Here is a 19,634-nt window from a genome sequence, read left to right on the forward strand (position 1 = left end):
TCGAAAATTCCGGCGACCGCCCCCTTCAAGCCACGGTCACCGCTAAAATTCTTTCAGCCGCGAGCGTCGCGCCAGAGGCGGCTTGCATCTTCCTGGCATTGGTGCGCAGCCGCCGCGCCATTCGGTCATCCTCAAGCAAGGCGCTGATCGCCGCGCGAAGTTCGGCGTCCGTCCAGCGATAGCGGTCGACCCTCCGTCCAACCCCTGCCTCATCGGCGCGACGCGCATTGTCGTGTCCGTCCCAGCAATAGGGCATGACCAGCGACGGCACGCCGTAATAGAGCGCCTCACAGAACGAGTTGTTGCCGCCGTGATGGATGAAAAGGCTTGCCTGCTCCACCACCGAGGGCTGGGGGAACCAACTGTCCATGAAGACATTGTCCGGAACCTCGCGGTACTCATCGCGCCAGTGCCCGGCATTCACAAGGAAGCGATAGGGGAGGGTGGAAAACACCTCGATCATCCGCTTCGTCATCTCGACGTCCATTGCTCCGAGCGATCCGAAGCTCGTGAGAACCAGCGGCGCATCGTTGTGGCTCGCGAACCGCGGCGGCGTGAAGGGACTCTCGTGGCGGACGCAACCGTCGAGGAAGACAAATTTCTCGGGATCGAGCGGCACGCTCCTGCGATGACGGATGATCTCCGGCGCGAGCAACAGGTTGAGCCAGGGGGAGGGGTCCAGAAAACTGGCAGCCGCCGGTGCCCTCAGTCCACAATCGGTGACGAAGGACTGGAAACGCCGGTGCGCCGACGCAGTCGCCTTCAGGTATCCGGCCGAAAAGGCAGTCCATTCGTCTGAGGGTTCGGCCCCACAGCCAGAAACATAGGGCGGCACCAGGGGATCCGCGATCTCCGTCTCCGCGCAGGAGACGACCCGGACCCATGGCACACCGGCGTTGAGGATCGCCGGAAACGTCACGACGTTGTCGAGAACGATGGCATCGGGTTTCAAGCGGGCAAGTAGCTGGCGCAAAGGTTCCTCGACGCGGATCGCCGTGTCGACGATGGCTTCCCACGTCGGCCCGATGTAGCTGTCCAGTTGCTCGAATGGCGACTGGCGGAATGCGTCCTGGTGCCGCTCGATGAAGCCGGTCCAGTCCGTCGGCGTGCCGCTGGCCGAATCCGGGAGCTGGTACTCCGGAAAGCCGTATTCCGCGAACACGCCACTGAAGCCCGGATGGCATATGAATACGGGCCGGGCACCCAGGCGGCGAAGCTCCTGAGCGATGCCCACGCAGTTGAGCGCGGCGCCGTAGCTTGCTTCCGGGAAAAGGGCGATCGTCGCTGCTGAGTCCATGGCGATCAACGTGACACCAGCTTGAACGCAGGCGGTACGCCACGACCGGCGAGCCGGGGACGCTGGGAGCGCGACAGCTGCAGATGCACGCGCATGAGATCCGCCGCCAGTTCCATCTGTCCGCGCTCCACTTGTTCGAGAATCTGCAGATGTTCCAGGTTGGATTGCATCAACCGGAAAACCGCCACGTGGCCGGCAAGCGGCACCGCCCGGCGGCGGCGATGATGATTGACGAGGGCCTCGCAAAGGAACGGATTGCCGCAGCCCTTGGCAATCAGCATGTGAAAATCGAAATCCGTACGCTCGAACAGCTTCTGATCGAAGCTCTTCTCGCTCATGCCCTTCAGGATCAGCATGGATTGCCGAAGGGAGATCAGCGCCGGAAGGTCACGACGAAAATCAGGTAGCGTCAACGCCAGCGGTTCGGTGGCGAGCCTGTACTCGTAACTCTTTGCTGCTGCATCGCTATTGATGGCGAATTGTTTCAAAACCCACTGCTGGCCGGGACCGCGTTCCGCCAGATTTTCCTCGGACAGTTTCATCAGCGCATTTTGTACCACCTGCCGGGAGACATCATACCGTCTCTGGAGTGCCGCAACAGTCTGCGTCTCGGCGATACGACCGGCCGCGAGATCGCGCAGGATCGCTCCATAAATTTCGCTCTCGCCATCCCCCTCGGAACTATTGTCCAATCGCGCGGTAACCACCGGATCCGCAGAAAGCACGTAACCACCTTCGGTCTCGGCGGTGACGAGCCCGCGCTCCGCCAGCACCTGAAGTGCCTTGCGTATCGGCGTTCTTGAGACGTTACAGAGTGAGGCGAGAGCCTGTTCGGCCAACCGCTCTCCCGGCGAAATGCCCCGCTCGCCGGCGATATCCAGTATTTTCTGCGCCAGTTCGACATGGCGATAGTTGGGGCGTTTCGTTTCAGAATTCATGCGCTGCAAAGGCCTCCGTCACCGCGCATGCTGCCTTTTGCGACGGCGTTCCGCAAGCCTCCAGCTCCACAAAATTGCCTGTCCCGTCTTTTTGGAGAAAGCCTATTGACGTATTTTTTTTATAAATAATACTGCCACCTCGTGGAAAGAGTTCGGGAAAACGAACCGGCCACAAAGAGGTTGGAACAATCGAAACAAGGGAGTCTTTCGTGAAAACGAAAAACGGAATGGCCGCATTGTGCGCGGCGTCGGCGTTCATGGCCGCGAGCCTGGCCGCGGGGACGGCGTCGGCCGCCGACCTCGTCATCTCCAATTGGGATGGCTATATGGCGAAGGACATCGCCGAAAGTTTCAAGGCGGCGACCGGGCTCGAAATCGAAGTGGTGAACCACGCCACCAACGAAGAGATCATGGGCAAGCTGATGGCCGGCCAGGGCAAAGGCTACGATGTCGTGTTCGTCTCCTCGCCCTTCGCCGAAGTCCTCAACCATCAGGGCCTCGTTGAACCGCTTGACAAGGCGGCGATCCCGAACCTCGCCAATCTCTATCCGGAAGCGGCCGCTCTCGCCTATGACCCCGGCAATGTCTTCTCGGTTCCCTACACGTGGGGCACGACCGGCCTCTGCTACCGTTCAGACAAAGTCAACGGCACACCTGACAGCTGGATGAGCCTGCTCCAACCTTCGGACGATCTGAAGGGCAAGACAACGATGCTGGCAACCGACCGCTGGCTGATGGCCGCAGGCCTGCTTGCCAAGGGCTATTCGGTCAACGAAACCGACCCTGCAAAGATCAGCGAGGCGCGGGATCTCCTGATCGAGGCGAAGAAGACACTGCTCGCCTATGACGACACGACCTTCTACTCGAAGCTCGTTTCCGGTGAGGCCTCTCTCGTGCAGGCATGGGACGGTTGGTGCAACTATGGCATCGCCGAGAACAAGGACATCAAGTTCGTCGTGCCGAAGGAAGGTTCCGATCTCTGGGTCGATACCATCGTCGTCATGAAGAATTCGGAGAAGAAGGAAAACGCGATGAAGTTCATCAACTTCATCCTCGACGCCAAGAACCACGCCTGGGCGGCCGAAAACATCCTCTACAAGGTGCCGAACAAGGCCGCCATGGAAAGCCTGCCAGCCGCGCTCGGCGAGCAATATCCGAACATGAAGGTGCCGCCCTCGGATCTTGCCAAGTACGAGCTGCTGCGCGACCTCGGCCCGAACCAGAAGGACTATTCGCGCGCAGTCAGCGAGATCAAAGCCGCGAACTGAACCGCTTCGATCCTTCTTCCCGCTTGCGGGGAGAAGGCACCGCCGAGCGGACGAAGTCCCGACTGAAGTGGCCGCTCCGGCTGCAGACATTCGTGAGCCCTGGCCCTCTCCCCTTGAAGCGGGAGAGGGGACGGCGGTTGCTTGCACGCTGCAGCCAATACTTCCCGACCAACGAGCGGCGCGGTGGCGCCACTCCCTCATGAAACAGCAGCAAGGCGAAATCCGAAGTGTCTTCCAATGCCACCAGACCGAACCTGCTCGCCGCTCCCGGCGTTGCCTGGCTCGTCACCTTCATGGTCGTGCCGTGCCTGCTGGTCCTTTCCTATGCCTTCTTCCAACGCGGCGTCTGGGGCGGCATCGAGTACACCTTCACGCTGGAAAACTTTGCCCGCGTCACCGATCCCCTTTATGCGAAGATCTTCCTGAATTCGGCGCGCATCGCTCTGACCACTACGATTATCGCGATCCTCATCGCCTATCCGGCGGCCTACGCAATTGCCCGGGCGCCGCGGATGCGCCAGCCGATCCTGCTCTTCTTCGCCGTCCTGCCATTCTGGAGCAACTATCTGATCCGCACCTATGCCTGGATCGTGCTTCTCAACCGCGAAGGCCTCGTCAACAATCTGCTGCGTTCGCTCGGCTATACCGGCGAACCGCTATCATTGCTGTACACCGAGGCCGCCGTCATCATCGGCCTCGTCTACAACTATCTGCCGTTCGTGATCCTTGCGATCTATTCGACATTGTCGCGGCTGAATCCGGAATTGATGGAGGCCTCCCGCGACCTGGGTGCCGGCCCCATCCGCACCTTCTTCCGCGTCACGCTGCCTCTGACCATGCCCGGCGTTGCCGCTGGCGGCGTCTTCGTCTTCGTCCTCTCGATCGGCAATTTCGTGACGCCGGCGCTACTTGGCGGCGGCCGCTTCCAGATGATCGGCAACCTCGTCTACGACCAGTTCCTCACTGCCAACGACTGGCCCTTCGGCGCGGCCCTCGGAATGGCGCTGATCGCGACCATGATCGCGCTCCTGTTCATCCAGGCCCGCGCCACCGCGAAAGCAAGCGGCGAGCACCAGGGAGGGGTCGCATGAGCCAGTCCTCGACAACCGCAACCCTGATGCCGGAGGCAGTCGCCACAAGTCCCGCGACAAAAAGCGCCTTCCGCCGAAAACTGCCGGGTCGGATCGTGCTGCTGCTCGTCTTCAGCTTCCTCTACCTGCCGATAGCCGTCCTCGTCATGCTCTCTTTCAACGACAGCGGCCTGCCGACCTCCTGGTCGGGCTTCTCGACGCGCTGGTACGCATCGCTTCTCAGCAACGCCGACATCCTGCATGCGGCCTGGAACACGCTGGTCGTCGCAGTCTTCGCGACGCTCATTTCGACCATTCTGGGCACGCTTCTCGCACTTGGTATGGAAACGCGACGCCGCCGGAGCAATGGACTGGAAGCCCTGGCCTTCGCACCGATGGTCATTCCGGACATCGTGCTCGCAGTATCGCTCCTGACCTTCTTCTCGCGACTGAACGTGACGATGGGTCTTCACACCATCATCGTCAGCCATGTGGTCTTCGATCTCGCCTTCGTCTGCTCGGTTGTGCGCGCAAGGCTGAAGAATTTCGACTTCTCGATCGTGGAAGCCTCGCGCGACCTCGGCGCGTCGGGCTGGACCACCTTCTGGCGCGTCACCTTCCCGGTGCTCCTGCCCTCGATCATCGCCGGCGCACTGCTTGCCTTCACGCTGTCGGTCGACGAATTCATCATCGCCTTCTTCACCGCCGGCGCCGGGCGCTCGTCGATCACCCTTCCCATGCAAATCTACTCGATGATCCGCTTCGGCATTACGCCCGAGGTCAATGCACTCGCCACCATCGTGATGGGCGTCAGCGCCACCGCACTCATGATCTCGCAATGGCTCAACAAAGAGCAGGCTAAATGAACGCAGAGAATACACCCATTCTTCGTATCGACAGCGTATCGAAGACGTTCGGGCCGGTCACCGCCGTCGGTGGGGTCTCACTCGATATCCGCGAGAACGAGTTCTTTGCCCTGCTCGGGCCTTCGGGCTGTGGAAAGACGACGCTGCTGCGCATGCTCGCCGGTTTCGAGACCCCGAACTCCGGCCAGATCCTGCTGGAAGGCAGGGACATCTCGCCGCTCCCGCCCGAAAAGCGGCCGCTCAACCTGATGTTCCAGTCCTACGCGCTGTTCCCGCACATGACCGTCCGCCAGAACCTTGCCTACGGGTTGGAAATGGAAAGGTTGGCAAAGAGCGAGATCGTTCGCCGCGTGAACGAAACGCTCGCGACAACGGACCTCACCACTTTCGCGGACCGGAAGCCTGATCAGCTCTCCGGCGGGCAGAAACAGCGCGTCGCACTCGCCCGCGCGCTCGTCAAGCGGCCGAAGGTGCTGCTCCTGGATGAACCGCTTGGGGCGCTGGACAAGAAGCTGCGTGAGAAGATGCAGCTCGAGCTCAAGCGCATGCAGCACGAGGCCGGCATCACCTTCATCGTCGTCACGCACGATCAGGAAGAAGCCCTCGTGATGGCTGACCGGATGGCAATCCTGAAGGACGGCAAGCTTTTGCAATGCGGATCGCCCGAGGAGATCTACGAGGCTCCCGCCGACCGTTTCGTCGCCAATTTCATCGGCGTCATGAACTTCATCGATGGCAGGGTGAACGACCGTAGCGTCTTCGAGGTGCCCGGCCTGACGCTACCCTTCGACAGGGCTTCTGCCGGCGCCGCAGCGCTTGCGGTCCGGCCGGAGAACATCGCCATAGCGGCGCCGGGTGAAGGGCTTGCGGGGACGGTCGCCGAAATCGCCTATCACGGCCTTGATCGCGTCCTGCACGTGGCGACCCCAGCGTCGCCAATCCCACTGCAAGTCCGTGTCCAGGCGAACGGTGCCGCAGCCCACAAGGTCGGCGATGCACTCAGCCTCAAGATCGATCCGGCCAAATGCCGGCTCTTCCAATAAGCAACGACGGGGAACACCATGTCCAAGACCATCGCATTTTTTCCGGAAGCGGCCTTCGGGCCTGCGCTGAACTCGGTCGGCATTGCCCAGGCCGTCGAAGCCCTTGGCCACAAGGCCGTGTTTCTCTCCGATCCAGGCTTCGTCTCGGTCTATGAGGGCTACGGTTTCGAAGCGCACCCCGTGAACCTTTCGGAGCCGATGCCGCCGGAGCAGATGGCAAAATTCTGGGAGGACTTCATCAATGGTCATATCCCGAACTTCCGCAAGTCACCCATCGACCAAGTGGACAACTACGTCAAGGATTGCTGGACGGCGATCGTCGACAGCGCGAAGTGGGCGCAGAAGGACCTGCCCGGTGTTCTGGCCAAAATCCAGCCAGACCTTATCTGCGTCGACAACGTCATCCTTTTCCCGGCGATCAAGCAGTTCGGCAAGCCGTGGGTGCGCATCATCTCCTGCTCCGAAAACGAGATCGAAGATCCGAAGATCCCGCCCCATCTCTCCGGCTGCGGAGAAAAGGACTATGACGGCCACGAGGCCTACCGCAATCATTTCAATGCTGTGATCAAGCCGATCCATGACGACTTCAACGCCTTTCTCGCTGAAAACAGGGAAGCGGCCTATCCCATCGGCCAGTTCTTCGAGGCCTCGCCCTTCATGAACCTTCTCCTCTATCCGGAACCCGTGAAGTTCCACCGCGAGCATCCACTCGCCCCCAACCAGTTCCAGTACCTCGAAGGCTGCGTTCGCACGGAGAAGCCATATGAGGTGCCGGTCTTCGCCGAGAAGAACGACAAGCCGCTGATCTACATCTCCTTCGGTTCGCTCGGGGCAGGGGACACGGATCTCCTCAAGCGGTTGATCGCAACGATCGGCAAGCTGCCCTACCGGGCACTTGTGAATGTCGGCGATTACAAGGACCAGTACCAGGACCTGCCGGGCAACGTCATTGTCGACAGCTGGTTCCCACAGCCTTCCGTCATTCCCCAGGTCGACGCCGTCATCCACCACGGCGGCAACAACTCGTTCACCGAGTGCCTCTATTTCGGCAAGCCGGCGATCATCATGCCCTACGTCTGGGACGGTCACGACAACGCCACCCGTGTCGACGAGACCGGCCACGGTTTCAAGATGCCGCGCTACGACTGGAGCGATGCCGACCTTGCCGCAAAGCTGGACGCCTGCATCAACAATCCGGCGATGAAGACCAAGCTCGCCGCGACCAGCGTCCACATGCAGGCACGCAGCGGTCCGAAAAAGGCTGCCGGCATCCTCAACGAACTCGTCACGACGGGCAAGTTCGATGGCTGAGACCACCACTTCGTCGGCGCCGCACATTCAGGGCGCCAGCACCTATTCTGACCTTGTCGACTGGGGCAGCCAGCCCGATTCCGTCGAGGGTCAATCGCATTCCTCCGGCCGCCTTGTCTTCAAGGGACCGAACAACCAGCCCGAATGCGGCATCTGGGTCTGCACACCGGGCCGCTGGCAACTGTCGATCCCACGCGACGAATTCTGCCATTTTGTCGCGGGCCGCGCCGTCTATCGCTCTAACGACGGGGAGGTTATCGAGATCGAGGCCGGTACCGTCGTGATGTTTCCCGGCGGCTGGACCGGCGAATGCACCGTCATCGAGACGATGCGCAACATATACATGCTCGTATGAGGAAAGACATGACGACACCCTATTGGCCAGATACCGCATCCGTTGCCCTCGAAGATTGGGGCACGAGTGCCACGGCCACGCAAGGCAATCCGCGCATGAGCGGCAAGGTCCTCTCCGTCAATGCCGACGGTACCAGCGAATGCGGCCTCTGGTCATGCACACCCGGGACGCGGAAGGTCACGATCCCCAGCGACGAGTTCTGCTACTTCCTCGAAGGCAAGGGAACTTACGTGCACGAGAGCGGCGAAGAGATTCCGGTTTTTGCCGGCGCATCCGTATTCTTTCCCGCTGGATGGACGGGCACATCAATCATCACGCAAACACTGACCAAAGCCTTCATGAGCCGCGGCGCCTGAAGAGCAAAAAGGGAACATAAACATGCCGATCACCCCCTTCCTGAAGAAACCGCTCGAACAGGTCGACCTCGTCGACTGGGGCATCATCCCGACCATGATCGAGGGGGAAAGCCACGTATCCGGCAAGCTGATCCACAAGGGACCGAACGGTGACTCGGAATGCGGGCTATGGGTCTGCACACCGGGCAAATGGTTCTGCCACGTGACGCGCGACGAATTCTGCCACTTCCTGGAGGGTCGCTGCACCTATGTGCACGAAAGCGGCGAAGTGATCGAGATTACTCCGGACACCGCAGCCTTCTTCCCACAGGACTGGAAGGGTGAATGCACCGTCCACGAGACGATCAAGAAGGTCTACATGATCCGGTAGAGACCATAGGGCAGGGGGCGTCGCGAGCAGCGAACTATTGCGCATCTCGGCGCCCCGATCCGCCGGTCACCTCGTCCTCCGGCACGGTGCAAACCGCACCGCCGCAACCCCTCTCTCCGCTTGCGGGGAGGAAATAGGCGAGGCGCAGGCTCCGCACGGCCACCTGCGCTCCTGACGACAAACTCGAAGATGGGTCCACCCATCCGGAACAGAGAGGGACTTCCATGTTCAACCCAGCCGAACCCGCCTTCTATCTCCATCCGGCCTACGTCCCGGCCAAGGGACCTCGACAAGAGGTGATCGATCCGGCGCGACTGAAACCAGTCGGCGAAATCGCAGTCACGACCCTTTCCGAAATGGAGAAGGCGCTCGACGTCGCAAACGCTGCACAGCGGGACTGGAAGAAACTCGACGCAAAGACGCGCTCGACAATCCTGCACAAAATCGCCAACCGCATCGAGGCGACCGACATGCGCCGCTGCGCCGAGCTGATGTCGCGCGAAATGGGCAAGCCCTATCCGGAAGCAATCGGTGAGGTCGCCAACTGCGCTGGTGCCTTCCGCTACTTCGCCGAGATTGCTCGCGACGAAGCCGGCAAGGTGGCGGGCTCCACGCAGGCGGGTTCGTTCCAGCACGCCCGCTACGAGGCGCTTGGCGTCAGTGTCCACATAATGCCCTTCAACTTCCCGATCCTGCTCATGTGCTGGACTGTTGCCGCCTCGCTTGCCTCCGGCAATGGTTGCATCGTCAAGCCCGCACCGGCGACCACGCTTTCGACGCTCGAATTCATGCAGGTCTTCGAGGCACTGCCCGCCGGTCTTATCGCCTGCCTGCCGGGTGGCTCGGAGCTCGGATCGGCGCTCATCGCTTCTGCGAAAACGCATGCTGTCGCCTTCACCGGCTCGGTCGCGGCCGGCAAGGCCGTCGCGATGGCGGCGGCAGGACAGATGAAACCGGCAGTGATCGAGGCGGGAGGTTCGGACCCGATGATCATCACCGCGAACGCGCCGATCGACGTCGCGGCAGCGGGCGCTGTTACCGCGGCCTTCCATATGTCCGGCCAAGTATGCACCTCGGCGGAGCGCTTCTTCGTCGTGGAAAGTGTGCACGACGCCTTCGTCGAGCAATTTGCAGCCGAGACCCGGCGGCTTCGCATCGGCAACGGTCTCTCCAAGGCGGAGATCGGGCCACTCGTCAGCGGAACGGCCCGCGCCAAAGTGATGCATCTCATCGAGGACGCCAAGGCCAAGGGCGCCACGGTGGTTACCGGCGGCAAAATTCCTGAAAGCGAGCCGGTTGGCTGGTTCTATGAGCCCACGATCCTCACCGGGTGCACCCCCGACATGGCCATCATGCAGGAGGAATGCTTCGGACCGGTCGCCGCCATAATGAAGGTTAGGAATTTCGACGAAGCTATTGAAAAGGCTAACGACAGCGAATTCGGCCTCGGTGCATCCGTCTTCACTACTTCGCTGGAAGAGGCGATGGAAGCCGCCGACAGGCTGGAAGCCGGTATGGTCTGGGTAAACAACCCGCTGATCGACAACGACGCGCTGCCTTTCGGCGGATGGAAGAAATCCGGACTTGGGCGGGAACTCTCCAGGTTAGGCCTGGATGCCTTTCGCCGCTCGAAAATGGTGATCATCGACCACAAGCCGGTGGTCCAGAGCTGGTGGTACCCCTATCCGGACGAATGGTTCTACGAGGAGGAGGGGCGCAAGCATGTGTGAGGCAGAGAGCCCCCGTTTTCAGAGCGTAAGCGACCCGACGCTCCGTGTATCGGAAGCGCCACTCAAGCCTCCCTGTGCCCCCAAACTTTCCTAAGAGGGCAAGGTAGAGGCGAGAGCCCAAACCGCACCATGCATATTGAACGAGTGACATAGGAAGACATCATGATCATCACCCTTCTCGGCGGCGCGGGTTTCATGGGCGCGGGTATCGTGCGCGACCTTGTTTCCGACCGCGCCATCATCGACATCACGACGATCCGCCTCTGCGACGCCTCGCGCGAGAAGATGGAGGCGCTGGCATCCGAGCTTGGCGATCCCCGCATCGAGCTTGTCGACCTTGATGTAACCAACCCAGAGGCGCTTTCCGCCGCCATTGCCGGCGCCAACATCTGCATCAACTGCGTGCCGACCCTGCTCGGCTTCCAGATGACGATCTTCGAGGCGGCCCTTGCGGCAAAGGTGCCATACGTCGATCTCGGTGGGCTCGGGACCTATACCGTCAAGCAACTGGCCGAGCATGAGCGCTTCAAGGCGGCCGGCGTCACTGCCGTCATCGGCGTCGGTGCCGATCCCGGCATGTCCAACGTCATCTGCCGCGCCGTCGCCGATGAGCTCGATGAAATCGACCGGATCAACCTCTACTGGGCCGCAGAACTAACGGGCGAGGAAAACCCGGTGCTCGTGCCGCCCTATAGCGTCTCCACCGTTCTTGCCGAGTATGCCCATCCGAGCACCCAGTTCTACGGCGGCAAGCACGTCGAATGCCCGCCGATGAGCGGCAGCGAGTTCCTTGACCTGCCTGAGCCTTGGGGGCGCTGCGAATTCATGCACTCCCCGCATTCGGAACAGCTCACCGTTCCGCTCGCCGAAGGCATAAAGGAGAAAGGGATCAAGGAATTTTCCTGGAAGCTGCACCTTCCGCATCGCGAGCACGAGGCCTGGGTCGGCCTCGTGAAGGCCGGATTCGGGGACTTCAACGAGCCGGTCGAGATCGGCGGCGTCAGCGTCAAACCGCTTGACGTGCTGAACAAGGTGATCGAGCGCAACATCAGGAAGAACGCCGAAAAGATCCCCGCGCAGGATAGCCACGAGATCCATTTCGCGATCGGCCGTGGCCGCAAGGACGGCAAACCTGCAACGGTCCGCGTCGAGGTGACGGTGACGCCAGATCCGATGTACAGCCCCTACGTCGACGCCTGCACCTCGATGAACGCCTCGATCGCCGCGCAACTCATTCTCAAGCACCCGAAGAAGCCGGGTGTCTATGCGCCTGAGAGCTATTTCGACGTCGCCACCTATTTCCCGGAACTCGAGAAGCGCAAGTTCCGAATTTCAAAGTCGGTTGCCTGATAGAGCAAATCGGCGGCGCTATAGCAGGGCGCCGCCTCATGTGAAAGCAGCCCCGCCACGATGCGCATTCTTGAAACACCCGTGCGCGATTGTGGCGAAAATGAGAAAATCATACCCTACCAATCTTATAGAGATAATGTATCAATAGCGAAAGAAATGACCGGGCATGAAGTCCGGCCCTGACGACCGCTCTCTAAGGAGATGCGGACCGGAACCCAGGAGAAAGGTCTCGCCATGGCCAATGTCGCTTTTGAAACGAGCAACTGCCACGAAACGAACCGGGAACTGGTCATGTCATCGGGACGCCAGGCGCATTTCCAGCGGCTGCGGCGTCGCTCGCTCTTTCAGGGCGTGATGAGCGGCACGATCTGTGTTGCGTCGTTTCTCTTCGTTGCCGCTCTCATCTTCGGCCTTGCAGGTTGAAGGCGACGACAGGCTTCTACTTACCTACCCACCACTAGCGACGCTCTCAATTGCCGGCAGGGCGAAGCCCGTCAGCAGTCGGGATGCAACCGCGCGATCATGTAGGTCGGCGTGGCGTTGGCATGCTGCATCAGTTCCGTTCTCTCGGCATCGCTCTTGCCGGAGAGAATTCCCGTTTCGACAAGAACAGAATCCAGGCCAACTCCCGAAGCGCCCGCCACGTCGTGATCGATGCTGTCACCGATGCAGGCGACAATGCGCTTGTCGGGATTGCCGCATAGCGCAAGCGCGCGGTCGTAAATCTGCGGATAGGGCTTGCCGATCCGCGTGACCTTGCCGCCCAGCTCTTCATAAAGATTAGCGATCGTGCCGGCGCCAGGCGCCGTCGAACCGTTTGCCAGCTTGTGGAAATCCGGATTGGTACAGAAGCAGGCCAGTCCGCGCTCGGCCGCCGGGCGCAGCATGTCGCGATAGGTCGCCAGAGAGACGCTCTCTGCTTCGCTGCCGGCTATGACCACGATATCGGCATCGTCGGCCGTAGGAACGCTGGTCAGATGCAGCCGGTCGGCAAGCTCGGTGTCGCCTCCACTGGAGATGGTGAAGCAGTTCCGCCTGTCCTGGACCGGTGAGCCCGGCCGCGACAGCAGCGAGTAGGCGACGTCGCCGGACGTCAGGAAATGGTCGTACATCTCAGGGGTGAAGCCGAGCGTGCGGATGCGATTGGCGTTGAAGGCGCCGCTCCGGCCGGAATTGGACAGGATAACCACCGTCTTGCCGGCGGCCTTCAGCCGCACGAGGGCTCTCGACGCCCCTTCATAGGGGCCAGCGTCGTCCCGCAACACGCCGAACTGGTCAATCAGGAAAACGTCGTAGCGATCGAGGAGGGTATCGAAATGAATGCGTTGCGGATGGTTCATCAGATGCTCTGTCTACCTGCAAGGACCAGTTTGGCTGTGCCGACCGCAGCCTCGAGAGAATGCGGTTCAAGAAATTCCACCCCGAGCGCACGCTGGCGCATCTCGCGCCAGACCGGATTGCGCGCTCCTCCTCCCACCGTACGCACGGAACGGAGCCGCGGAGCGCCGAGGCCTTCCAAGCGCGTGTATCCGAGCCTCTCGATTGCCGTGATGCCTTCGAGAATTGCCTGGAAGAACACCGCATCGTCCTGTGGTCGCGGTTCCAATCGGGGCGCATATGTGGGGTCGTTGATCGGGAAGCGCTCGCCGGGTTTCAGCAAGGGGTAGTAGTCGAGACCTGTCGGCCTGTCGATATCCAAACGGTCGGACAGCGCCTCAAGGCGATCGTCACCGACGAGTGCCCGAATGACTGCGCCCCCGCTGTTGGAGGCTCCACCGACCAGCCAGAAATCGAGCACGCGATGGGCGTAGATGCCATACTCAGGCGCATCGACCGGATGATCGGACGCAAGCTTAAGGACCATCGTGGACCCGAGCGCAGTCACTGCGTCGCCGACGGCCGAGGCGCCAGTCGCGAGGAACGAGGCGCAGCCATCAGTCGTTCCCGCATGCAGAACGCACCCCTCGGGCAGACCTAGACGCCGCCCCGCTGCACCGACCGGGGCGAGGGGAGTGCCCGCCCGCTTGACGGTGGGAAGGTAGTGCCTTTCCAGCCCCGCAGCCTCGATCCAGTCGGGCCAATCTTCGCACCGCAGATCGTAGCCGGATTTCAATGCGTTGTTCTCGTCCGACAACGGCGTCTCAAGCCCGAGCTGCAGAAGGATCCAGTCCACCTGGTGGACGAGCCGGACGACGCCCGGTCGGCGCGCAAGATGGATGGCGCGGGCAAGACCGGAGTTGGCACCCCGGGCAGGGCTCGCTGCGGGAGCAACCGCCGCTATCCGATCGACGATATGGCTGTCAGGGCAGGGGTCGTTGTACATAAGGACGTCCCCCACGGGGTGTCCGTCGGCATCGATCGCAAGCACGGTGCCTGAAGTACCGTCTACCGCCAATCCTTCGATCGTCGTCAGGGAAATCTGCCCGGCAATCTGGGCGATACAATCGCAGACGCCCGCCCACCAGCTCCGCGGTTCGCGGCTTTCGGATGGTGACCGAAACGGAACGGCGGCGAGGGCGACTACCACGCTTTCTTTGGTGAGTGCGGCGGCACGCACCCCAGTCGTCCCGACATCGATGCCGATCGCAATTGCCCGGATATCTGCGGTCATAGGCTCAACGTCCGGCAGACTTGCGGTCGAGGGCCTGGCGATACTGCTCGGCTTCCCAGTTGGTCAACTGGGCTTCGTCGGCAGCGCTCAGATAGACGATTTCCTCGTCCGCGGGGATACGCAACGTCACCTCTGCCAGGCAGCGCGCCATGGCCTCGCCACCCGCAGTCAGATCCGTCGACAGAAGAACACCCTTGCCGGGAACGATAATCATCTTCGGGGCTGCTTCGCCGCGACGCTTGAACCCCTGAAGGAGATCTTCGACCGTCTGACCTTCGGCCAGCACACCCAGCTTGGTTCCGAGAAAGATCACATGGTCGGGATAGAGCGAGCCGCCCATTGCGATCGCCCGGCTCACCGGGCACAGCGCAACCTTGTGGCTTTCGGCATCCTCGGCCGGCCGGAAGCCGGAACCGTGACAGACAGCCTCGAGTGCCGAGCGATCCGCCTCCGGAGTCTCCCGCGGGGCAGTTGAAAGAGCGCTCGTCACGCGCTCGATGCGTTCAGACACCTCTTCGACAGTATCGCCGCAAACGATGAGCCCATGATTGAAAAGGACCAGAACATCCGGCCGCTCGGAGGCGACGCGGTCGATCTCACCGGCGAGCGGGGTGCCAGGCCGACGGTAGGGAATGCTCTTCCATGTCAGATCGGAGACTTCCGACATCCGCTTGGCGAGCAGCTGCTCGCGCCGTGCTGATACCGCAAGCGCAATCGTGTTGACGCAATGGAAATGCGCAACGACCGGCTGCTCGAGCGCGGCATGGAAGCTGGTCTCGATCGATGGCCGAAGACCGCTCTCGTTAAGCTCCGCAACCACGAAATCGGTGGCTTTTTCCGCACGCGGGTCGCCCTGCCGCAGAGCCTTGACAAGGGGAGCGATCTCGACGGGAACCATGATGTTGCGCTCTTTGGCATGCGCCAGCCAGGTTCCCGAAGCCTTCACCCACAGGATCCCATCCTGCTTGATCGACGTGTTTCCGCCGGCCCCCTGAGTCTTCAGAATGTCCTGCCCGACCGCGGCAGAGAGATCGAGAAAGCTCTCGAGAGCCTGCGGCCCTCGCGACGGCGTCGCTGGAGACATGATCAGATTCCTCCCGTGTATCACATCGAGCACGTGACACATGCCAGGATGCGCAGACGTGGTCATATTTCTGCATCAATGTTAGGAAGCTGATCAACTTTCGTCAACCGTGAAGTTTTTCAATCGTCGGCCTTGCTCGATCGCCCTAAAGTATGATTATATTCAATCATCGATTGCCGTGAGGAGCATCGAGGGAGGAGACATTTGTGAGCGACTCGGATCGTCACCGGATCATCACGGATCTATTGCGCGAGCGGCCTTTCGCTTCCGTGCGCGATCTGCAGGAGCGCCTCGGAGTCTCGGCAGCCACCATCCGTCGCGACATCGACAAGCTACACGAAATCGGCAAAGCCCGGAAAGTCTATGGCGGCATCTCGGCAAGCGATAGCGCGGCGCTCAGTCGTCACGCGGCGCGTCCTTACGACGAAAACCGGGACCTTGCGGTCGAGGCGAAGCGCGCTATCGCCGCAAAGGCGGAGGGGCTCATCCGGGATGGGGATTCAATCATCGTCCACGCCGGCTCCACCTGCTACCAGCTCGGAACCCTCCTGGCGCGCCGCAACGTGCGGATCTACACCAATTCCATGCCGCTCGCCGCCCATCTCGGGGAGCACGGCACCTGCCATCTCACCATCTCGGGAGGCGAGCTCTATCGTGAGCCGGGCATCATCCATGATGCAGCCGGCGGCCCGCCGGATTTCTTCGCCTCGCGCTTCTTCGTCGGAACCCAGGGCATCAACAGCGAAGGACTTCTGGAATCCCACCCGCTGCTGGTCAAGGCGATCGGCGAACTCAGCCAGTGCGCCGACGAGATCGTGCTCCTGGCCGACAGCCGCAAGTTCTCCATGCAGCCACGAAACCTGGTCCTGCCTCTGTCGCGCATCGGCACGATCGTTACCGATGACGGGCTCTCCGATGCCGATGCCAAGACTCTAGAGGATGCCGGCGTGACGATCCTGATTGCCAATGTCGCGGGAGATCAGAATTGACCGCGTCCGGCACCAAGACACCCGAAGTTCTCGCCGTCTTCGACCTCGGCAAGACGAACTCGAAGCTTTTCGTCTTTTCAGCCGATGGAGAAGTCGTTGGCGAGGCGAGGACCCGGCCCGTCTGGAAAGATGAGGGCGGCCTGAGGGTTCTGGACGACGAGCACCTGTTCGCCTGGATGGAGGCAAGCCTGTCAGCGGCAGCCGTGGAACACGGTGTCAACCGCATCATGTTCTCCGGACACGGTTGCACGTTCGCCCTCACGCAAGGGGCGAGCCTTGCCCATCCGGTCCTCGACTACGAACAGGAGCCTCCTGCAGAGGTTTCCGAGCGCATCGATACAGTTATACCCGACTTCGACGAGACCTTTTCGCCGCGCCTGCCGCTCGGTTTCAACTATGGGCGACACATCCTCTGGCTGGAGGATCGCGACGGCTCTGTTCTGGAGAAGGCGGACTCCATTCTGGGTTATCCTCAGTTCTGGTCCTGGAAATTTTCGGGCCGCAAGGTCTCCGAGGTATCCTATCTCGGCTGCCATTCTCATCTTTGGGCACCCCTCAACGACGATTTCAGCAGTCTCGTCGACAACAGGGGCTGGCGCGGCAAGATGCCCGAATTCGCAAGGGCAGGGGCTGCGCTCGGGCAGCACACCGTCCTCCTCGCGGACGGGAGCCAAACCCAGGTCACCGTCCACAATGGCGTGCACGACAGCAATGCTTCCCTCTACTATTACCGGTCGCTCGGATTTGATGATTTCACGCTGATTTCCACCGGCACCTGGGTGATCATCTTCAACTCGCAATGCCCGCTCGAGGCACTCGATCGTGATCGCGACATGCTCGCGAACGTGACTGTCGATCACCAACCGGCCGCAACCATCCGCTTCATGGGCGGGCGCGAGTATGATGCCGCAAGCGATGGCTGGAACCGGCCGATATCGACGGCCGCGATCGCCGCTGTTGTCGCCAAGAGCATCTTCGCTCTCCCGTCCTTCGCCCCGGGGGGCCCGATTCCCCATATGGCCGGGCGGTTCGTGGGACCCGAAGCAGAAGGGGAGGAGCGCGCCGCCGCGGCACTCCTCTATGTTGTCCTCATGACGGACCTGTCGCTGGACCTCATCCGGTCCAAGAACCCGATCGTCATCGACGGGGGGCTGGTCAAGACCGGCCTCTATGCGGAACTCCTCGCGGCACTTCGCCCGGGGCAGCCGATCCTGACCAGCGCCAATGCTGAAGGAAGCGCCTTCGGTGCGGCCGCACTCGCATTTGAAGAGATCGGCATCAAACCCTTCGAGAACCAGTGCCAGCCTGTTGCGCCGGTCTCCATCGAAGGGCTCGCCGCCTACCGGGCGGCCTGGCAGCAACTCGCCAATGCACGCGAAGGCGTCACTGGTGACGGCCGCGCCGAACAACGGAGGGCCAACCGATGATCGCCATGGCAACGCTGAAGGGCGGCGGCGCGCCCGTGCTGGAAATGCGCAACATCAGCAAGACGTTCGGTGCGGCACGCGCGCTGTCGAATGTCTCCCTGACAGTGCATGCCGGAGAGGTTCATGCCCTCATGGGCGAGAACGGAGCCGGCAAGTCGACCCTGATGAAAGTTCTCTCGGGTGCCTACAAGGCCGATCCGGGCGGCGAGATCCTCATCGACGGGCACCCAGTCGTGACCGGCGATCCCATCCGGGCCAAGGCAAGCGGCATTGCCGTCATTTACCAGGAACTGTCGCTCGCTCCCAATCTCACCGTCGCGCAGAACATGTTCCTTGGCGCGGAGCCATCGCGCTTCGGCGTCGTTGACCGTGCCGAGACCCGCAAGCGTGCCGAGCCCATCCTGAACCGGCTCGGCACCACTTTCGGACCGGGGCAGCTCATTTCGGGCCTGTCGCTCGGAGAGCGGCAAATGGTGGAAATCGCCCGCGCGCTGACGACTGACGCCCGCATCATCGTCATGGACGAGCCGACGACATCCCTGACAACCAGGGAGACCGACAGGCTGTTCGAGGTCATTGCAAGCCTCAAGGATCATGGCATCGCCATCATCTATATCAGCCACCGGATGGAAGAGATCTACCAGCTCGCGGATCGTGTCAGTGTCCTGCGCGACAGCGCATACGTCGGCACGCTGGAGCGAGACCAGCTCTCGGCGTCGAAACTCGTATCCATGATGGTCGGCCGCGACCTCTCCTCCTTCTACAAGAAGGAGCACCGCCCCCGGCTGCCGACCAGAAAACGGTGCTATCCGTCAGAAACGTCGGCGACGAACAACGCGTCCATGACTGCAGCTTCGATGCGCATGCAGGCGAGGTCCTGGGAATTGCCGGGCTCGTGGGCTCCGGACGCACGGAACTTGCGCGCCTGATCTTCGGCGCCGACGCGAAGACGAGCGGCACCGTCACGCTCGACGGTCGGGAGCTGTCCGTCTCCAGACCTCGAGATGCGCTCGATGCGGGGATCGCCTACCTGACGGAAGACCGCAAGAACCTCGGTCTCTTCCTCGACATGACCATCAGCGAAAACATCAACATCGGCGTCATCGGAGCGGACTCCTTTTCTCCCGGCGTTCTCAACTTCAACGCAGCAAGGAAGCGGGCCGACGAAGCCGTCTCGGCCCTTTCGATCCGCACGACCAGCACCGGCATCAATGTCGGAGCGCTTTCCGGCGGTAACCAGCAGAAGGCGCTGATCGCCCGCCTGCTTGAAACGAAACCGCGTGTCGTCATCCTCGACGAACCGACGCGCGGCGTCGACGTCGGCGCCAAGTCGGAGATCTACCGGATCATCGATGAACTCGCGAAGAGTGGCATAGCCATCATCGTCATCTCCAGTGATCTCCCGGAAATCATAGGGATAGCGGATCGGGTTCTCGTGATGCGCGAAGGCCGGATTGCGGGTGAGGTGAGGGCGACGCCAGAGCAGCCTGTCGCCCAGGAAGCCATCATGGCGCTGTCGACAGGTGTTTCCGAACACCACGACTGAGATCACGGGCAACAGTAAAAAGA

The 19,634-nt window shown here is 61.5% G+C and carries 19 protein-coding genes and 1 pseudogene; 14 read left to right on the forward strand and 6 right to left on the reverse strand.

Annotated elements, in window-relative coordinates:
- Positions 1–25 precede the first annotated feature (25 nt).
- From F3Y30_RS22990 to F3Y30_RS23000, 3 genes are read right to left on the reverse strand one after another with little or no spacing between them, the layout of a single operon-like run.
- A complete protein-coding gene (locus F3Y30_RS22990; RefSeq protein ID WP_203427480.1) occupies positions 26–1,297 on the reverse strand; it encodes a glycosyltransferase in 1,272 nt (423 codons plus the stop codon).
- Between the two features lie 5 nt (positions 1,298–1,302).
- On the reverse strand, positions 1,303–2,235 hold the full coding sequence (locus tag F3Y30_RS22995) for a GntR family transcriptional regulator (RefSeq protein WP_203427481.1): 933 nt from the start codon (positions 2,233–2,235) through the stop codon (positions 1,303–1,305).
- On the reverse strand, positions 2,225–2,494 hold the full coding sequence (locus F3Y30_RS23000; RefSeq protein ID WP_203427482.1) for a hypothetical protein: 270 nt from the start codon (positions 2,492–2,494) through the stop codon (positions 2,225–2,227). Before F3Y30_RS23000 ends, F3Y30_RS22995 begins: the two co-directional genes overlap by 11 nt.
- Here F3Y30_RS23000 and F3Y30_RS23005 point away from each other — a divergent pair.
- The 11 genes from F3Y30_RS23005 (at position 2,493) to F3Y30_RS23055 (ending at position 12,377) form a co-directional block, all read left to right on the forward strand.
- A complete protein-coding gene (locus F3Y30_RS23005) occupies positions 2,493–3,503 on the forward strand; it encodes a spermidine/putrescine ABC transporter substrate-binding protein (RefSeq protein ID WP_246753068.1) in 1,011 nt (336 codons plus the stop codon). The genes F3Y30_RS23000 and F3Y30_RS23005 overlap by 2 nt on opposite strands.
- Before the next feature lie 293 nt (positions 3,504–3,796).
- Positions 3,797–4,594 (forward strand): ABC transporter permease, encoded by a 798-nt coding sequence (locus tag F3Y30_RS23010; protein WP_203427614.1) that lies wholly within the window; start codon positions 3,797–3,799, stop codon positions 4,592–4,594.
- Complete coding sequence (locus F3Y30_RS23015; RefSeq protein WP_246753069.1) at positions 4,591–5,439, forward strand: ABC transporter permease; 849 nt, start codon at positions 4,591–4,593, stop codon at positions 5,437–5,439. Before F3Y30_RS23010 ends, F3Y30_RS23015 begins: the two co-directional genes overlap by 4 nt.
- On the forward strand, positions 5,436–6,482 hold the full coding sequence (locus F3Y30_RS23020) for an ABC transporter ATP-binding protein (protein WP_203427484.1): 1,047 nt from the start codon (positions 5,436–5,438) through the stop codon (positions 6,480–6,482). Before F3Y30_RS23015 ends, F3Y30_RS23020 begins: the two co-directional genes overlap by 4 nt.
- Positions 6,483–6,500: 18 nt before the next feature.
- Positions 6,501–7,793 (forward strand): glycosyltransferase, encoded by a 1,293-nt coding sequence (locus F3Y30_RS23025; protein ID WP_203427485.1) that lies wholly within the window; start codon positions 6,501–6,503, stop codon positions 7,791–7,793.
- The gene (locus tag F3Y30_RS23030; protein WP_203427486.1) at positions 7,786–8,148 is read left to right on the forward strand and encodes a cupin domain-containing protein; all 363 of its coding nucleotides are present in this window, start codon (positions 7,786–7,788) and stop codon (positions 8,146–8,148) included. Before F3Y30_RS23025 ends, F3Y30_RS23030 begins: the two co-directional genes overlap by 8 nt.
- 8 nt (positions 8,149–8,156) lie before the next feature.
- Complete coding sequence (locus F3Y30_RS23035) at positions 8,157–8,504, forward strand: cupin domain-containing protein (protein WP_203427487.1); 348 nt, start codon at positions 8,157–8,159, stop codon at positions 8,502–8,504.
- Between the two features lie 22 nt (positions 8,505–8,526).
- The gene (locus F3Y30_RS23040; RefSeq protein WP_203427488.1) at positions 8,527–8,874 is read left to right on the forward strand and encodes a cupin domain-containing protein; all 348 of its coding nucleotides are present in this window, start codon (positions 8,527–8,529) and stop codon (positions 8,872–8,874) included.
- A gap of 224 nt (positions 8,875–9,098) precedes the next feature.
- Positions 9,099–10,604 (forward strand): aldehyde dehydrogenase family protein, encoded by a 1,506-nt coding sequence (locus F3Y30_RS23045; RefSeq protein ID WP_203427489.1) that lies wholly within the window; start codon positions 9,099–9,101, stop codon positions 10,602–10,604.
- Positions 10,605–10,766: 162 nt separating this feature from the next.
- The gene (locus F3Y30_RS23050; RefSeq protein ID WP_203427490.1) at positions 10,767–11,954 is read left to right on the forward strand and encodes a saccharopine dehydrogenase NADP-binding domain-containing protein; all 1,188 of its coding nucleotides are present in this window, start codon (positions 10,767–10,769) and stop codon (positions 11,952–11,954) included.
- A 234-nt stretch (positions 11,955–12,188) separates the two neighbouring features.
- Positions 12,189–12,377, forward strand: coding sequence for a hypothetical protein (locus F3Y30_RS23055; RefSeq protein ID WP_203427491.1), 189 nt, complete (start codon positions 12,189–12,191; stop codon positions 12,375–12,377).
- Positions 12,378–12,448: 71 nt separating this feature from the next.
- Here the strand turns inward: F3Y30_RS23055 and F3Y30_RS23060 are convergent, their stop codons facing one another.
- From F3Y30_RS23060 to F3Y30_RS23070, 3 genes are read right to left on the reverse strand one after another with little or no spacing between them, the layout of a single operon-like run.
- Positions 12,449–13,294 carry a TIGR01459 family HAD-type hydrolase gene (locus F3Y30_RS23060; RefSeq protein WP_203427492.1) on the reverse strand — a complete coding sequence of 282 codons (846 nt, stop codon included), beginning with the start codon at positions 13,292–13,294 and terminating at the stop codon, positions 12,449–12,451.
- Positions 13,294–14,565, reverse strand: a complete 1,272-nt coding sequence (locus F3Y30_RS23065) for an FGGY-family carbohydrate kinase (protein WP_203427493.1) — start codon at positions 14,563–14,565, stop codon at positions 13,294–13,296. The genes F3Y30_RS23060 and F3Y30_RS23065 overlap by 1 nt, the downstream gene beginning before the upstream one ends.
- A gap of 4 nt (positions 14,566–14,569) precedes the next feature.
- A complete protein-coding gene (locus F3Y30_RS23070; protein WP_203427494.1) occupies positions 14,570–15,649 on the reverse strand; it encodes a class II aldolase/adducin family protein in 1,080 nt (359 codons plus the stop codon).
- 206 nt (positions 15,650–15,855) lie between these two features.
- On the opposite strand from F3Y30_RS23070, the gene F3Y30_RS23075 reads away from it, so the two are divergent.
- The 3 genes and pseudogenes from F3Y30_RS23075 (at position 15,856) to F3Y30_RS23085 (ending at position 19,611) form a co-directional block, all read left to right on the forward strand.
- Complete coding sequence (locus F3Y30_RS23075) at positions 15,856–16,638, forward strand: DeoR/GlpR family DNA-binding transcription regulator (RefSeq protein WP_203427495.1); 783 nt, start codon at positions 15,856–15,858, stop codon at positions 16,636–16,638.
- Positions 16,635–18,065 (forward strand): carbohydrate kinase, encoded by a 1,431-nt coding sequence (locus F3Y30_RS23080; protein ID WP_203427496.1) that lies wholly within the window; start codon positions 16,635–16,637, stop codon positions 18,063–18,065. Before F3Y30_RS23075 ends, F3Y30_RS23080 begins: the two co-directional genes overlap by 4 nt.
- Positions 18,062–19,611: pseudogene (locus F3Y30_RS23085) on the forward strand (sugar ABC transporter ATP-binding protein). Before F3Y30_RS23080 ends, F3Y30_RS23085 begins: the two are co-directional and overlap by 4 nt.
- Positions 19,612–19,634: the final 23 nt, after the last annotated feature.

It is taken from the genome of Sinorhizobium sp. BG8, assembly GCF_016864555.1.
Classification (GTDB): Bacteria; Pseudomonadota; Alphaproteobacteria; order Rhizobiales; family Rhizobiaceae; genus BG8.

Excerpts from the sequence above, each read along its gene's own strand:
- F3Y30_RS22990 (WP_203427480.1), bottom strand. The coding sequence starts at position 1,297 with ATGGACTCAGCAGCGACGATCGCCCTTTTCCCGGAAGCAAGCTACGGC.
- F3Y30_RS22995 (WP_203427481.1), bottom strand. The coding sequence starts at position 2,235 with ATGAATTCTGAAACGAAACGCCCCAACTATCGCCATGTCGAACTGGCG.
- F3Y30_RS23005 (WP_246753068.1), top strand. The coding sequence starts at position 2,493 with ATGGCCGCGAGCCTGGCCGCGGGGACGGCGTCGGCCGCCGACCTCGTC.
- F3Y30_RS23000 (WP_203427482.1), bottom strand. The coding sequence starts at position 2,494 with ATGAACGCCGACGCCGCGCACAATGCGGCCATTCCGTTTTTCGTTTTC.
- F3Y30_RS23010 (WP_203427614.1), top strand. The coding sequence starts at position 3,797 with ATGGTCGTGCCGTGCCTGCTGGTCCTTTCCTATGCCTTCTTCCAACGC.
- F3Y30_RS23015 (WP_246753069.1), top strand. The coding sequence starts at position 4,591 with ATGAGCCAGTCCTCGACAACCGCAACCCTGATGCCGGAGGCAGTCGCC.
- F3Y30_RS23020 (WP_203427484.1), top strand. The coding sequence starts at position 5,436 with ATGAACGCAGAGAATACACCCATTCTTCGTATCGACAGCGTATCGAAG.
- F3Y30_RS23025 (WP_203427485.1), top strand. The coding sequence starts at position 6,501 with ATGTCCAAGACCATCGCATTTTTTCCGGAAGCGGCCTTCGGGCCTGCG.
- F3Y30_RS23030 (WP_203427486.1), top strand. The coding sequence starts at position 7,786 with ATGGCTGAGACCACCACTTCGTCGGCGCCGCACATTCAGGGCGCCAGC.
- F3Y30_RS23035 (WP_203427487.1), top strand. The coding sequence starts at position 8,157 with ATGACGACACCCTATTGGCCAGATACCGCATCCGTTGCCCTCGAAGAT.
- F3Y30_RS23040 (WP_203427488.1), top strand. The coding sequence starts at position 8,527 with ATGCCGATCACCCCCTTCCTGAAGAAACCGCTCGAACAGGTCGACCTC.
- F3Y30_RS23045 (WP_203427489.1), top strand. The coding sequence starts at position 9,099 with ATGTTCAACCCAGCCGAACCCGCCTTCTATCTCCATCCGGCCTACGTC.
- F3Y30_RS23050 (WP_203427490.1), top strand. The coding sequence starts at position 10,767 with ATGATCATCACCCTTCTCGGCGGCGCGGGTTTCATGGGCGCGGGTATC.
- F3Y30_RS23055 (WP_203427491.1), top strand. The coding sequence starts at position 12,189 with ATGGCCAATGTCGCTTTTGAAACGAGCAACTGCCACGAAACGAACCGG.
- F3Y30_RS23060 (WP_203427492.1), bottom strand. The coding sequence starts at position 13,294 with ATGAACCATCCGCAACGCATTCATTTCGATACCCTCCTCGATCGCTAC.
- F3Y30_RS23065 (WP_203427493.1), bottom strand. The coding sequence starts at position 14,565 with ATGACCGCAGATATCCGGGCAATTGCGATCGGCATCGATGTCGGGACG.
- F3Y30_RS23070 (WP_203427494.1), bottom strand. The coding sequence starts at position 15,649 with ATGTCTCCAGCGACGCCGTCGCGAGGGCCGCAGGCTCTCGAGAGCTTT.